Origin of the sequence: Lysinibacillus sp. FSL K6-1151 (genome assembly GCF_038630755.1) — a bacterium.
Lineage (GTDB): Bacteria > Bacillota > Bacilli > Bacillales_A > Planococcaceae > Lysinibacillus > Lysinibacillus fusiformis_D.
The window spans coordinates 4,383,339-4,398,477 of record NZ_CP152040.1 but is presented as its reverse complement, the minus strand read 5'-3'; the positions used below and the strand labels follow the sequence as shown (position 1 = coordinate 4,398,477).

At 35.8% G+C, this 15,139-nt stretch carries 15 protein-coding genes; 12 read left to right on the top strand and 3 right to left on the bottom strand.

Going from position 1 to position 15,139, the window contains the following annotated elements:
• The first annotated feature begins 187 nt into the window (after positions 1-187).
• Both MHI04_RS21330 and MHI04_RS21325 read left to right on the top strand, forming a co-directional pair.
• A complete protein-coding gene (locus MHI04_RS21330; protein ID WP_342535180.1) occupies positions 188-1,549 on the top strand; it encodes a TraB/GumN family protein in 1,362 nt (453 codons plus the stop codon).
• A gap of 155 nt (positions 1,550-1,704) precedes the next feature.
• Positions 1,705-2,916 (top strand): MFS transporter, encoded by a 1,212-nt coding sequence (locus tag MHI04_RS21325; RefSeq protein WP_342535179.1) that lies wholly within the window; start codon positions 1,705-1,707, stop codon positions 2,914-2,916.
• A 101-nt stretch (positions 2,917-3,017) separates the two neighbouring features.
• Here the strand turns inward: MHI04_RS21325 and MHI04_RS21320 are convergent, their stop codons facing one another.
• The gene (locus tag MHI04_RS21320) at positions 3,018-3,935 is read right to left on the bottom strand and encodes an alpha/beta hydrolase (protein WP_342535178.1); all 918 of its coding nucleotides are present in this window, start codon (positions 3,933-3,935) and stop codon (positions 3,018-3,020) included.
• A gap of 164 nt (positions 3,936-4,099) precedes the next feature.
• Between MHI04_RS21320 and MHI04_RS21315 the strand changes: the two genes are divergently transcribed.
• From MHI04_RS21315 to MHI04_RS21280, 8 genes are all read left to right on the top strand, one after another.
• Positions 4,100-4,645, top strand: coding sequence for a TetR/AcrR family transcriptional regulator (locus tag MHI04_RS21315; RefSeq protein ID WP_036128821.1), 546 nt, complete (start codon positions 4,100-4,102; stop codon positions 4,643-4,645).
• Between the two features lie 178 nt (positions 4,646-4,823).
• Entirely contained in the window at positions 4,824-5,357 is a 534-nt protein-coding gene (locus tag MHI04_RS21310) for an RNA polymerase sigma factor (protein ID WP_036128819.1), read from the top strand.
• Positions 5,344-6,987 (top strand): DUF4179 domain-containing protein, encoded by a 1,644-nt coding sequence (locus tag MHI04_RS21305; protein WP_342535177.1) that lies wholly within the window; start codon positions 5,344-5,346, stop codon positions 6,985-6,987. The genes MHI04_RS21310 and MHI04_RS21305 overlap by 14 nt, the downstream gene beginning before the upstream one ends.
• A gap of 163 nt (positions 6,988-7,150) precedes the next feature.
• Positions 7,151-7,432, top strand: a complete 282-nt coding sequence (locus MHI04_RS21300; RefSeq protein ID WP_036128815.1) for a transporter suffix domain-containing protein — start codon at positions 7,151-7,153, stop codon at positions 7,430-7,432.
• Complete coding sequence (locus MHI04_RS21295) at positions 7,422-7,853, top strand: MarR family transcriptional regulator (protein ID WP_036128813.1); 432 nt, start codon at positions 7,422-7,424, stop codon at positions 7,851-7,853. The genes MHI04_RS21300 and MHI04_RS21295 overlap by 11 nt, the downstream gene beginning before the upstream one ends.
• A gap of 299 nt (positions 7,854-8,152) precedes the next feature.
• On the top strand, positions 8,153-8,530 hold the full coding sequence (locus MHI04_RS21290; protein WP_036128812.1) for a GntR family transcriptional regulator: 378 nt from the start codon (positions 8,153-8,155) through the stop codon (positions 8,528-8,530).
• Positions 8,530-9,387 (top strand): ABC transporter ATP-binding protein, encoded by an 858-nt coding sequence (locus MHI04_RS21285; protein ID WP_058845232.1) that lies wholly within the window; start codon positions 8,530-8,532, stop codon positions 9,385-9,387. Before MHI04_RS21290 ends, MHI04_RS21285 begins: the two co-directional genes overlap by 1 nt.
• 4 nt (positions 9,388-9,391) lie before the next feature.
• A complete protein-coding gene (locus MHI04_RS21280; RefSeq protein ID WP_036128808.1) occupies positions 9,392-10,006 on the top strand; it encodes an ABC-2 transporter permease in 615 nt (204 codons plus the stop codon).
• A gap of 46 nt (positions 10,007-10,052) precedes the next feature.
• Here the strand turns inward: MHI04_RS21280 and MHI04_RS21275 are convergent, their stop codons facing one another.
• Both MHI04_RS21275 and MHI04_RS21270 read right to left on the bottom strand, forming a co-directional pair.
• Positions 10,053-11,675, bottom strand: coding sequence for a hypothetical protein (locus tag MHI04_RS21275; RefSeq protein WP_089933685.1), 1,623 nt, complete (start codon positions 11,673-11,675; stop codon positions 10,053-10,055).
• Positions 11,672-12,454: an ABC transporter ATP-binding protein gene (locus MHI04_RS21270; RefSeq protein ID WP_036128805.1), complete on the bottom strand. Its 783-nt coding sequence runs from the start codon at positions 12,452-12,454 to the stop codon at positions 11,672-11,674. The genes MHI04_RS21275 and MHI04_RS21270 overlap by 4 nt, the downstream gene beginning before the upstream one ends.
• A 298-nt stretch (positions 12,455-12,752) precedes the next feature.
• Here MHI04_RS21270 and MHI04_RS21265 point away from each other — a divergent pair, with 298 nt between their 5' ends.
• Together MHI04_RS21265 and MHI04_RS21260 are read left to right on the top strand one after the other, a co-directional pair.
• Positions 12,753-14,201 (top strand): PLP-dependent aminotransferase family protein, encoded by a 1,449-nt coding sequence (locus MHI04_RS21265; protein ID WP_342535176.1) that lies wholly within the window; start codon positions 12,753-12,755, stop codon positions 14,199-14,201.
• Between the two features lie 4 nt (positions 14,202-14,205).
• Positions 14,206-15,114 (top strand): D-alanine--D-alanine ligase, encoded by a 909-nt coding sequence (locus MHI04_RS21260; protein WP_089933688.1) that lies wholly within the window; start codon positions 14,206-14,208, stop codon positions 15,112-15,114.
• Positions 15,115-15,139: the final 25 nt, after the last annotated feature.

Sequence of the window (15,139 nt, the reverse complement as noted above, 5' to 3'; positions counted from 1 at the left end):
ATTTATTTGCGTGAACGGCATTAACTACGTCGCATTACGTAGCTTATAGATAACTATTTCGACATAACTTTAATGGTAATACAATTTTGTTAATTTTTTCACATTTAAGTATAATATAGTTGTTATTTATATGGTATAATTTCAAGCGGTGTTGATACATAAAATAGGAGATAGGAGAGAAAAGAGTATGATGAAAAAGATGATGAAACGAACAAGTGCAGTATTGCTTGGTGCTTCGTTAATGCTGACAACGGTTGTACCTGTGATTCATGCTGAAGAGCAATTACAGCCTCAAGTTCCATCGATTAGTCCGTGGGCTATTGAAACATTAAATGAGGGAGAAAAATATGGTATTTTCCCTATGGAATGGTATTACGATGGTTTCCTTGAAGAAATTTCGGTGGATAAAGTAAATAAATTACTAGCTTTGACAGAAAAGAAAATTGCTACTCTAGGTTTAGCTGAAAATAAACAATACAAGCCAGTGAGTGTAAAGAACGATAATACACGTGGTGATATTGTGAAGCGCATGTACAATATCGTAGCACGCTATGATTTACCTGTTGGCAAAGATGCCATTCAATTTATGAAAGAACAAAATATATTACAAGGTTCTCCAAACGGACTGCATTTAGAAAAAAAAGCAACAACACAGCAGGCTGTTATACTAGCTGTTCGTTTCATTAAAAGTACATATGCCCTTGCAGAACAAGGATCGAAGGGGGTGGCCTGGATTGTAGAGGATGAGGATACGACTGTGTACTTATTAGGATCCATCCATCTAGGCACAACAGACTTATATCCTTTCGATAAAAAATTAGTAACAGCGTTCAATGAATCGGATGCGCTATTAGTTGAGGCAAATATTTTGGATACAAAAGCACTTGAATATTATTCAGAAAAGGCACTGTATACAGAAGGTAAAACATTGAAAGATGCTGTGGCACCAGAAACATATGCAAAGCTTGAGCAAGTTGCAAAGCTTTACGATCTTCCGATGGATCAGCTGACAATGCAAAAGCCTTGGATGCTATCTAGTGCATTATCAATGCTGGCAATGGACGATTCCTTTGGATTGACGCCACAAGAGATGACGATGCATGGTATTGATGTATACTTCTTATTGAATGCACAGTTGCAACAAAAGCCAGTCATTGAATTAGAAGGAGTAAAAGCACAAGTTGATATGTTTGATGCATTATCACCAGAAGCACAGGAGCAGTCATTAGTCGCAGTGTTGGATAGTATCATCAGTCCTTCTGATGAAAATCAATCAAAAATTCTTAAAGAGTGGTTTACAAGCTGGAATAAAGGGAATGTTGAGGAGTTCGCAAAAAGCTTCCAAGCAATGGAAGGTACATCATCAGAATTCAATAAAATGCTATTTGGTTTACGTGATGAACAAATGGCAAAGAAAATCATGAATGTACTTGAAGAAAAAGAAGGTAAGTACTTTGTTGTAGTTGGTTCTGGTCACTTCCTAGTCGATAAAAATATTCGCTATCACTTGGAGAAAAGCGGATACAATGTAAAACCATTTTATCAATAAAGAAAAACTAAAAAGGCAACCCAAAGCTATGGACCTAGCTAAGGGTTGCTATTTTTAGTTGCACCAAAATCCCTCAATAGATATGATTGTCTAAAAGAGTACTTTTATGTAAAAAATGACCAAAAATCTATTTTTGAGAGCTAGAAGGGAGACCTATGCGCATTATTAGGAAATATCGTCTCATTCTGTTTGGCTTTGGTTTTTCATATTTAGGAAATTGGGTAAATCTTGTTGCGCTCAATTTATTAGTTTGGCATTTGACAGAGTCACCTACTGCCATGGCTAGTATATTTATTGTAGGGCCAATCGCTCGTATTTTAACCAGCTTTTTTGCAGGCTCTATTATTGATCGATCCAATAAACAAAAATTAATGATCTATAGTGACATCATTCGCGGGATACTGATTTTATTGTTACCATTTACGTCTTCTATTTGGCTTATTTATGGCGTATTATTTTTATCTAATATAGCGAGTAGCTTTTTTGGACCAAGTAGTACCTATTATATTGCAAAATATGTGCCAGACAAAGATAAACAATCCTTTAATGCCATTCTAGGAATATTTAGCTCAGGTTCATTTTTAATTGGGCCTGCACTGGCTGGGTTTATCATTGCTTTATCAGATGTATCCGTAGCAATTTGGTTTAATGCTTTAACGTTCTTTGTATGTGCATTGGTCATTTTCAAGCTTCCAGTAGTAGACGGTCGTCAGGACATGCACCGACAACGGCTTACCTGGCAGATGCTAAAAGAGGATTATGGTATTGTCTATGCCTATATTAAAAAGGAGCGAGCCTTTGCCAAAGTTTTTCTCTATTTTCAAGGTGCTTTAATGATTGCTTTTGCATTAGATTCACAGGAAGCTACATTTATTAAACAGAACTTACAAGCCTCAGATAGTCTATATGGTGTAATGGTTAGTATTGCAGGGATTGGGGCGATTATCGGTGGAGCAATGGCTGCTCGGTATGCTAAAAGGTTTTCAACTAGACAATATATTATTTATGGTCTGCTTTTGACAACGATTTGCTACACCTTATTTTATTTATCACCGAATGTAGCAATGGGGACCATTAGTTTTATTGCCTTAGGGATATGTATGTCATTTTGTAATGCGGGATACAGTACATTTTATCAATTGAGTGTGCCATCAGCCATTATGGGTCGCTTCGGCAGTGTTTCCACAATGGGCGTAAATATGCTACAGATTGTCTTTACGTTAGCTTTAGGCATATTAGCGGACTGGCTTTCGCTACAGTTAGTATGTATTGTATTTGGTATCTTAGCTATTTTTATTTCTCTACTTTTATATGTATTTATGCATTCAAAGTCTGCCTATGAGGGTTTGAAGGAAGAGATTGTTTAGAATGTAATCCCTGCGTTTTAATGATAGATGAACCGAACATTGAATAGGAGCACTTTTGATAGTACTTACTATAGAGAGTTCGGTTCAACTAATAGCTTTAGTTAAAGATACTCATTATAGAATTTGGCTAATTTTTCAACAGCAATTTGAACAGGTTCTGGTTGATCGTATAAATCATAGTGACTTGCTCCTTCAACGACAAGTAAATCTTTATTCTGTGAAGCTGCTCTTTTATATAGCTCATGACCATCTTTATATGACCCGAATGCCCCTTGTACACTACCAATAATAATTTGTAACGGCTGAGTTAGTAATTCCTCAACTAAATGAAAAGCATCAAAACCAATGACAGATCCCATACTTGTAAAGTTTAACTTATTCGGAGAGTTTGGACTTTGACCTCTTGGGGTTGTGTAATAATCAACTGCTTCTATAATATCAATATCAGTAATCCCAGCTTGCTCTAGCGCTGCTTGGTTTTTAGGAATCCAATTTGTTATCATGGACTCGGCGCCCCGAGCTTCAGCAGTACGCTGTTGACCGATTGTCTCTAACGCTTTAATAGGATCACTTTCACGATTTAATCGACCAATATTTGCACCAACGACTGTACCAACCGCTTTAATGCGGCGTTCTGTCATTGCTGCATTCACTGCATAACCTCCTCCAGCACAAACCCCTAAGACACCAATACGGTTTTTATCTACATACGCAAGTGTAGTCAAGTAATCTACCGCACAACGAATATCTTCAACACGTGCAGCTGGTTCTTCTATATATCGAGGCTCTCCTTCACTTTCTCCTTGATAGGAGGCATCAAATGCAATTGTGACATAGCCTAACTCTGCTAGCTTCTCAGCATAGAGACCTGCTGTTTGATCTTTACAGCTACTACCTGGATGTACACAAACGATGGCAGGGTTTGATTCCTTTTCGTTAGCTTTCCCCGGTAAGTATAAAATACCAGCAAGCTTTATTCCCCTTGCATTGAATCTTACATTATTTTTTGTAACTGTCATATGAAGACCACCTTTATACGTTTTATATACACTTGTGAGTTTTATTACACTCGTGTATATTTATAATAATAAAGACAGGTAGTCACAACAATGACCATATTCAAGCAATTGTGTGTTATGACACATAAAATGAAAACTGTGTATTAAAACGTGGAGGTTTTAACGTGGAAAAAATGGATAGAAGAAAAACGAAATCTCAACAGGCGATACAATCCTCATTTTTAGCAATGTTGATAAATGAAGGTTTTGATGATATTACTGTAAAAAATATAAGTGAAAAAGCGGACATCGGAAGAAAAACATTTTATCTTCATTACACAGATAAATATGATTTATTAGACAAAATTGTTGAGGATCATTTAGCATGTCTGAGAGAAATATGTGATCAGAAGAAAGAGAAGGGCTTTATAGAAGGAACCGTTATATGGTTTACCTACTTTCAGCAGCACAAGCTTTTTTTTGCATCGTTATTTAGAAGTGAAAGTACACTCTCATTTAGAAAAAAATTATTAGTCTTTATTATGGGAGAAATCGATAAGAAATTAGATGTAAATGCTCCTTCAAATCAGGGGATTGATAAACATATTATCTTAAAGTTTTTAGGAACAGCTGTCTTAGGTGTTTTAGAGTCTTATGTTTTAGAAGAGGTCGATGGTGATATCGAATTAGTAGCAAAACAAGTAGGAAGATTAGTGAAAAGAAATTTATAAATGCCTGTTTCACTGTTCAAAAAAGAAACAATGCAAGTAGATAAACCCTGCTCTTTCATTAGAGCAGGGTTATCGTGTTGGATCTTTAAAGTGAAGTAACGGCTTTTTCCAAAAAGATGAACCTTTTCTAGTAGTCATTTGTTTATAAAGTAGAACAATCAGAAAGGAGTGCCTTAGATTGACAGAACGTGAATTATTCGATGCATACAACAAAGATGTCTACCGTACCTGCTATTACATGCTACGGAACACCCAAGATGCAGAGGACCTCTGCCATGACGTATTTGTCACCGTTTTTCGTCAAGATTGGAGGGATGTTGAGCATACGCGTGCTTGGATTTTACGAATTGCAATGAATCAATGCTTAAATATGCTTAAAAGAAAACAGGCACAGTTAAAAAAACAAAGTCAGATTCTATTGCTTCATGAGCAAACTACAGAATCAGTTAAATCTGTAGACACCATTGTATTGGAAAAGGTAGCGGAGGAAGAATGGGAGGGGCTATTTAAGCAATTACCTGAAAAATTAATGGCTGTCGTCACCCTTCGCTATATCGGTGAGCTATCGTTAGCTGAAATTGCTGAAGCTCTAGGGATTCCAGTGGGTACAGTGAAATCGAGACTTCATAAGGCATTGAAAATAATGCGCAAAAAGTTGGAACAAAATCAAAACCTATCGTTGAAGGGAGAGAAACAATTTGGAACGCATTGAAAAGAAGCTTAACAATGAAATGAAGGCAGACCATAACATGTCGTATCCTGACTTTGATCAAATGTGGAATAGTATCCAGCAGGATAAGTTAAAGATTGCAGATGAACCCATCGAACTTCGACCTCGTAAAAGAAAAAGATTTGTTTTGGTTGCGGGACTAGCTGTCGCTTTAATGGCTACACCCGTCTATGCAGCACTGAATTATGATTGGTCCAATATTCTTTCTTATAGAGCTGGTATTCAGTCTGCATTAGAACAAGGCTTAGGGCAGACGATTGAACAATCTGTTACGAAGGAAGGGTTCACGCTAACTGTACATACAGCGTTTATCGATGATAACAGAACATTTCTGCTATATAGTTTGAAACCTGAAGCATCTTGGGATGGAAAGAATGTGAGCTTTGATCAAATTGGACTTCAAGATTCTAATGGCGATTTTATTAAAGGGAATTACTCACATCGATGGAATGAAAATCTTGGTCTTTTCCAAGGGTATTTTGAGACAGACTGGGTAGCAGATGATCAGAAATCGGACATTAAATTTTTAATGAAGAACATTCATTCCATAGGTGATGAAGAACTGCCTATTCCTTACAACCCTAATGACTCTCATACGCAGAATTTCGCTATTCAAAAGGATGGAATCGGCAATGTAATTCTACAAACCTTTGAACAATCAGAAGGGAAAGTAATGCTTCAGTCAGCGGTTAAATTTACAGATTCTGAAATGAAGAACAAATGGGTACGTATCAAGGCTATTGATGATAAAAATCAGCCTATTAAAGAAGAGGAAACACCTGTATTTGGAACTCCTGGTGCAACAGGTGAATACTTTAGTCAGCAAATTTTCACATCACACAACTTACGAGCGAAAGGTACAAAGTTCCAACTAACTTATGAACATACATTAAATATTGCAAAGGATAGTTGGAATATAGAGATGAAGTTATCCAAAGAAGAATTGAAGAAGGGGTCATTTAAAAAAGTAGTCAATATTCCTTTAGAAAATGCATCTGAGGGGATAAAAATTCATGAAATGAAAGTTACTCCAACACAAGTACGTTTAATACTGACACATAAGGAGAAATATGCATATATTCCTTACATTGATTATCAGCTGGATATTGGAGGAGTATTTTTGGATGGAGGGAGATGGGATATAGAAAAAGATCCGTATAAAACAGAGCTTCGTTTTGAATTGACGGGAGTGGATGTGTCCTCGTTGTCGAATCAATCTGTGACATTGGTAGCTAAACATCGTGTTGATGTAAAAGACGGTGATCAACAACCGATTCGGTTAACTGACATATCAGAGAAACCTCAAAGTAAGACATCTACGATTGGAGAGTATTCAATAACGTGGACTTACTATAAGAAAGATAGCAACCTCTACGTTGAATCCTTTAGCACTGATCCTACATTTGGTGGTGTCTCTCAAACCTATTATCTAGATCATAAAGATCGTAACTATGGAATGCCTCTGATTGCTAAAATACTTGGTAATGGGAATAATAAGCACGTGGATGAGTATAAGAACTTCAAGGATAAAGAGCTCGATATTTATATTTGGAAATATATTACGAATGATCCAGATGCAGAGCTACGTGTGCCGCTTACATCTGGGAAATAATAAATACTTAAAGTATGATAGTCTAACCCCATCTATTTGGCTCATCAGTATTCAAATAGATAGGGGTTTTTATTTTCTTGTAAAGATAAAACGGCTTTACATAAAAATAAATTTATCATATAGTTTAGTTAACTTAAATAAATTATTGTACAGGAGAAGACATATGACCTCTAATGAAAAAACACAAAAATCCTTTGCTTATAAGCTTGGAATAGGCATTATTATTTTTTCCCTTTCACTGTGGTTAATCCCAATCATTACACCATTCACACCGATACCTACAAAAGTAAAAGCAGGTATAATACCAGGAAGTATTATAGTTGCTGAAATCATGTTTTGGCTGGGTGCTTTACTTGTTGGGAAAGAAGTAGCGAACAAATTTAAAAGCTATCTAAATCCTAAAAAATGGCGTGAAAAAGGTGATACTCAAAAAAATGAAGACTAACAATGTAGCGGAGCAAATTAATCAAACGATAGAAGATATTTGGATCATCCTTGAGAAAATGGAAAGGGCCTATACTAAATTCTCCTTAAATAATCAGCAATATGTTCTTTTAACATTAGTGATTCGACATCCATCCTGCTCACCTTCGGAACTAGCTGAAAAAATGGCAATTACGAAAAGTGCAGTGAGTCAGCAGTTAGCAAAGCTTGAAAAGGATGGCTACATTACAAAAAAGCAGCATGTTGAAGATAAGCGAGCATTTTCTATAGAATTAGGTGAAAAGGGATTACTTTATCAACAAGAAGTGGAAGCATTTAACCAACAGATTACTGAAAAATACCATGCCTATTTATCATCTGACGAGCTAGCCGAAATGTTAGACACTCTTGAAAAATTAAACATAATACTGCATAAATTTTAGTGAAATGTTACATTTTAACACCCGTGTTTATAGTAACCCTTAATATTAAAGGGGGAATAAACATGACCATTAGTCTTTATGAAATCTTTTTAGCAGATGAGAAGACGAGGAAGAAATGAAAGCATTTATATTTTAAGTTTTAGGGCATATAGTCATTCATTAGGCTATATGCTTTTTTGGTGTTTGCAGGTAACTATCTTCTCAGGTTAACTAAAAGGAAATTTTTACTTGCAAATAACTGTAAATGTGTATATATTGTATATAAAGTATATATACAATATTTCAAAAGAGGTATTTGCATGCAAATTATTATTTCTAACAGTTCAAAAGAGCCTATTTATGAACAAATATATGCACAAATCAAAAAACGAATCTTAACGGGTGAATTACAAGAGGGCCAACCATTACCCTCCATGCGTCAACTAGCAAAAGATTTGGAAATTAGTGTCATCACAACAAAGCGTGCTTATGAAGAACTTGAAAAAAACGGCTTTATTTACTCTATTGTTGGGAAAGGCTCGTTCATCTCTGAACAAAATACAGAAATGATGAAGGAAAGAAAAATGAAGGCCATTGAGGAAAAGTTGTTGGTGGCGATTCAAAATGCGAAGGAAATGAATATTAGCTTAATAGAGTTAAAGGAAATGCTTACTTTATTGTATACGGAGGATGAGTGATGGAAAATGTTATTGAATTACAGCATATACAAAAATCCTTTAATGGGTTTGAAATAAAAGATCTTTCGATCAAAGTTAAAAAGGGTTTTGTGACAGGGTTTATTGGTGGAAATGGGGCAGGGAAATCGACGACGATTAAAATGATTATGAATTTAATGCAGCAGGATAGCGGGACTATCTCTATTTTTGGTAAGCCCTATAAGGGAAACGAAAAGGAAATAAAAGAACGCATCGGTTTTGTCTATGATGACAATATTTTTTATGAAAATATTACGCTAAAGGATATGAAAAGGATCATTAAACCAGCTTATAAAAACTGGGATGAAAAAACATTTCAACATTATATTAATCAGTTTGAACTGCCATTGAACAAAAATATGAAGACATTCTCAAAGGGGATGAAGATGAAGGCATCATTAGCCATGGCTTTAGCTCATCATGCTGAATTAATCATTATGGATGAGCCAACATCAGGTCTTGATCCTATATTTCGTAGAGAGCTTCTAAATATTTTACATGAGTTAATGCAAGATGAACACAAAACTATATTTTTCTCTACACATATTACAACAGATTTAGATCGTATTGCAGATTATATTACCTTTATTCATAATGGCGAGCATATCTTCACGAAGGAGTTTTATAAAATTGAAGAGGATTACGCTATCGTCAAGGGAACGCTTGAGCTATTAGATCGTGAAACAGAGCAGGAGTTCTTGGCCATTCGCAAAACAAACAGAGGTTTTGAAGCACTAACAGCTCATAAACATAGAGTGGCCACAATATTTGGTGATGCCGTTGTCGTCGAAAAACCTACGCTTGAAGACATTATGTATTATACAAAAAAGGGGAGATAAGGATATGGTGAACCTTATTCTGAAGGATATTTTAATTCAAAAAAACATGCTTATCATCTACATAGCTACTATTATACTTTACTTATTGGTCAGTGTTTCTCCAGTATTTATCGTATTTGTTTATAGTATTGTTTTTATTATGAATGCATTTTCCAGTGATGAAAAAGATAATGCCAATATTTTACTGAATTCATTACCCTATACAAGGAAGGAAATTGTTAGTTCAAAATATATTGGGGCATTCATTTTTACAGGGTTATTTATGTGCTATACGTATCTGCTCGACTTTCTTTTGAACGGGCAAGAAGTATTAGTACTGTGGAAAGAAATACTACTAATTATGGGATTAGTCATGATTGCGATGTCATTTATTCTGCCGATATCCTATCAATTTAAAACAAAGCACTTAGCTATTGTTAGTGTAACTTTATTTGGAATTTATATGGTGATGGTAAATTATTTTGTTCCGGACTTTAATAATCAAGTAAGAGCCCTTGTACAAAAATTTATGGCGGTACAGGAACTACAACTATATCTCATTGCAACAGTCATCATTATTATCTTATATACGGGGTCATGGTTACTGTCTATACGTATTTATGAGCGAAAGGCTTTTTAATGAAAAAACGGCTGAATCCTATTAAGGGACTCAAGCCGTTTTGTAGTTATTTTTCCGATTTAAAAACCAGCTTCCATATCACGATATTGATGAGGAGAAGCACAATGAAATATACAGTAGAGCCGAATGGTACCTGACTAGCAATTAAATAATGTAGACCTGCCAGCATACCTAAAGGGATGAATAACAACATAGTTTTCCAGCCTTGAGCATCTCCAACTTCATCATATGGTTTAGTAAAAGGTATTTTATTGCTCATCGTGACGAAACAAATAATAGTATACAACCAGCTTGTTACTAAAACTACTAGTAAATCTGGAATAATTCGAATGCCGTAAATATAGCTAAAGATTACACTTAGTACTAAAAATAATGGAATATACAATTTGATTAAAAATGCCTTCAAGCTACCTTTTTGTAAGTCTGTATAATCTTTAAGCGGGAGTGTTTTATAAATCCACGCCGCTTTATATTTAGCAGAGTGACCAAGAAAAAGCACAGCAGAAGGAATAATGAGCATACTAAAGTAAATATTTAAGTAACTCATACTAAGAGCATAATCAACTTCTTCGGACCTATTAAACGTAAACATGAAAATAAAAGGAATAATAAATGAAAAACCTAAAGACGGATAGACCTTTAGCTTAAACTCTCGCTCCTGCTTCATCATAAGAGTGGCAAAGCGATAGAAAGCTCGTTCTTCATGTGTGCTACACACGAGTGTTAATAGAAAGGACTTAAGTCGGTTGTTCTTCTCTTTTTTTGATTTACTTGTACTAAGTAGCTTTTGAAGATTGCGTTCAAAGGTTGGAATGAGCTTGATATAGATTCCAATTGAGATTATAGGAATAATCAGTGCTAAAATACTGTATATGACTGTTAATAAGGATGTATCACCATGTAGTATTAATTCATATGGAGCGGCAAACCACATCGGTACAAGGAAGAGGCTCCACCAATGAAATGTTACGGTCATATTTAAATCGACGAATTCAAAGGATCGAATAAGAACCTGATAGCCAATCATCAGCATGAGTGACAAAGCAATTTGTACATAGTTAATCATATCCTTCAGTTTTTCGCCATCAAAGAAGCGTAAAATAGCAATATATAAAATGGCTGTGAATGCCACAATCAGTAAATTCATGAGTAGAATCTCAAGACCCGTTAAAATAAAAAATACAATTCCTTGAGTAAAAAGGCTGACTATCAGTGGGATAGCTGTTAAGGCAAGTGTTAAATAAGATAAGTAAATAAAAATATGCATAAATTTAGCTGCATTGATTGTTTTAGCTGAAATAGGCTTGGTTGAAAGTATGCTTTTATCCCGTACATCTAAAAGTACAGAAGAAAAATCAGAAATCAGGGATGTCATAATTAAAAATATGATCATGGCATAGGCAATACTCAGTTGAAAAAGAAAGTTTTCACCAAATCCCATAAGTGGGATGAGTACAAGTCCAAATAAAACATAAATCCACAATGATTTAATATAGCCGTATTTTTGGTTCTCTTTCTTTTTATTCTGATTAAATATTGTTGGTACTTTACGTTCATCCATCGTTAATTTAATATGAAGGATTTTTCTCATCACGTCATAATCAATGCCCATTTTTACAAAGAGCAGTCGGAATTTATCAAGCAATTGTAGCGTTTTGAAATCTGTCATGATTGAACTCCTCGGACGATGGACACAAATTTCTCTCCGATTTCCTGATGCTCATGAAATCCAGTTAACTGGTTAAAAATTCTTTCTAATGTTCCTTCGGTATTATCTGCTTGTAGTTGGGCAAATGTTCCGTCTGCTGCAATTTTTCCATCATACAGAAGAATGATACGGCTACTGATTTTTTCAACCACATCCATAATATGAGATGAGTAAAATATGGTTTTTCCGTTGGCAGCCAGCTGCGTTAAAATTTCTTTAAAAATCATGACACTGTTTGCATCTAAGCCATTGATAGGTTCGTCTAAAAATAGTAGGTCTGGATTATGTATAAGGCTTGCAATGATGAGTAGTTTTTGGCGCATCCCCTTTGAATAGGAGGAAATTCTAGAATGGTATGCTTCACCAACCCCGAATAATTCCATTAGTGATTTGGATTTGTCAGCCGCCTCTTCTAGCTCTAAACCATAAAGCTGTCCAATAAAGGTTAAATACTCATAGCCTGTTAAATTGTCATAAACATCAGCGATTTCGGGAACGTAGCCAATTTTTCGTTTATAATCAATATGATCTTGCCCTATGCTTTTTCCAAAGAGCTTAATTTCTCCGCCATAATCACCTTCTAGCCCTAGAATAAGTTTTACAGTCGTACTTTTACCAGCGCCATTAGGACCAATGTAACCGATGATTTCCCCTCTAGCTGCATGAAGGTCAATCCCCTTCAAGATTTCCTTGTTTCCATAACTCTTCGTTAAATTCGTAATCGTTAAAATTTCATCCATTTCATAGCTCCTTTCTAATTTTTGAAAAATTACCCATAAATACACTATAGCATAATAAACAGGAGGTTATTCCTCTTGTTAAAATGAAAACAGTTCGTTTCTAGCTTTGTCTAACTGTATATGATAAATTTTAAACTCCTATATTTCATGCTACATAGCGTAGGGTTTTCTTGATATACACACCATACTATTGAAATATGATAGAAAGAGAAGCAACCACTCTAACTGGAAATTACATAAGAGGTGGACCTTTTAGGTTGGCAAGGGTTATGAAAAAATGAAGCAAGGGGGTTAGGAAGTGTTTAGTGATTTTAAGCTTATGGATGAACGTCCGGTTTATGTGCAATTGAAGGATTATGTTCAAGATATGATTGTCAAAGGGCATCTGTTAGAACATCAAAAGCTTCCATCTACCCGTGAACTTAGTAAGCTATTATCAATCAGTAGAAATACGGTCTTGAACGCATATGCCGAATTAGAGCTAGATGGCATCATCTATGCAAAGAAGGGAATAGGGCATTTTGTAGGGAAGGTCACGCCATTGAAAACAGCGTCTATTGAAATGGACTGGAAGCAAAGGCTGAATGCAACCACTTTATTAGCAGATGAAATTGATTTATTACGACAAGATATACAGTGGCAAAAAGGAATGATCTCCTTCACTAGTATTGCCCCGGAAGAAAAGCTTTTTGATGTTGAAAATTTCAAAAGGGCGTTTCTTACAAGAATGTCGATTGAAGGAGATGTTGTCTTAAACTATGGCTATGCAAAGGGCTATAAGCCTTTAATTGACTATCTTCTCAGTTATATGGAATTGAAGGGTGTAGACATTTCTAATAAAGATATTGTCATTACAAATGGTTTTACAGAGGGGCTAGATATTTTATTGTCCTCTTTAGCTAAAAAATCAGGGCGTGTACTATGTGAAAATCCTACACACCAAGCAGCATTAAAACTTTTCCGTTTGCATGGGTTAGAGATACATGGCATTGAAATGAAAGATGATGGCATTGATATGGATCAGGTGGAAAAAGCCTTAGCAGCAAAGGAATTTGATTTTGCCTATCTCATTCCGTCTTATCATAATCCTACTGGAATTGTTACTTCCTCAGAAAAACGGAATGCTATTTTTCAGCTTTTTGCAAAATATCAAATTCCCGTCGTAGAGGATGGCTTTAATGAGGAATTAAGGTATTTAAGCGCTCATTTGGCGCCGCTGATCGCTTTTAGTGGTAAAGGTAATAACATTGTCTATATTGGCAGCTTTTCTAAAATACTTTTCCCAGGCTTACGTGTTGGCTGGATTTTAGCAGATAAGGCGTTAATCGACTGCTTAGAAAGCATGAAAAGAGCTCGAACGATTCATACGTCAACACTCGATCAGGCGGTATTATATCAATATTTGCAGGATGGCTATTTTGAAAAATATTTAAAGAAGGCAAGGTCTGTCTATAAAAAAAAATATGAGCTTGCTCGTCAAGCCTGTATGCAATTCATTCCGTTTAGTAGAATCACAGGAGATGGTGGGCTCCATCTTTTTATAGAGCTAGAAGAGGGAATTGATGCACGTCTGCTACTGGAGAAGTGCTATGACAAGGGCGTAGTGTTTTACCCAGGAGATGTATTTTTCACAAATGGGAAAGGCAGTAATACATTTCGTTTAGGTTTTTCTCGTTTAGCAGATGACGATATTGTTCGTGGTATTCAAATCATAGGTGATACATTGAAAAATGATATGAGGGGTTGAGAAAATGAAGGTTGGCGTAATTATGGGAGGTACTTCCTCTGAAAAGGAGGTTTCCATTATGACAGGTAAAGAAATGGTCGCTCAATTAGATAAGCAAAAATATGAGGTTGTTGCCATTACTTTAGATGACAACAAAGAGGTAATTGATAAGGTGCGTGGCATTGATGTCGCTTTGTTAGCACTGCATGGAAAGTTTGGGGAGGATGGTACGATTCAAGGGGTACTAGAAACATTGGGTATTCCTTATACAGGAAGTGGTCTTCTAGCAAGTAGCTTGTGCATGGATAAAAATATGGCTAAAAAAATATTGCGATATGAAGGTGTCGCAACACCAGATTGGATACATCTCATCAAAGGAGAGGAGCTGCCCTTACAGGATATAGAACTTATTGGTTATCCGCTTGTAGTGAAACCAAATGCTGGTGGCTCTAGTGTAGGTGTTCAAATTGTCCATAATCAGAGTGCCTTATTGACTGCTGTAGCAGAGGTATTTAGGTGGGATAACGAAATCATTATTGAGCAGTACTTGATTGGTGACGAAATTACATGCCCAATCCTCAATGAGAAGCTTTTGCCAGTCCTTTCAATCAAACATACGGCAGTATTTTTTGACTACCAGGCGAAATATGATGATGCTTCTACAATAGAGGAGCCTGTGGAACTCCCACTTGCGATTCATGATCGTGTGGCAAAAGCTGCGATGCTAAGCTACAAGACTTTAAGATGCAGTGTTTATGCTAGAGTAGATATGTTAATTAAGGATGGCGTCCCTTATGTGTTAGAGGTTAATACATTGCCTGGGATGACGCAAAATAGCCTTCTACCAAAAAGTGCACTGGCTGCTGGCATCAGTTATCCAGCACTATTGGACAGTATTATTGAAAGCTCCTTACAGATCGATAGAAATAGGTAAATAGAAAAAACACCTTTTTGTTGTA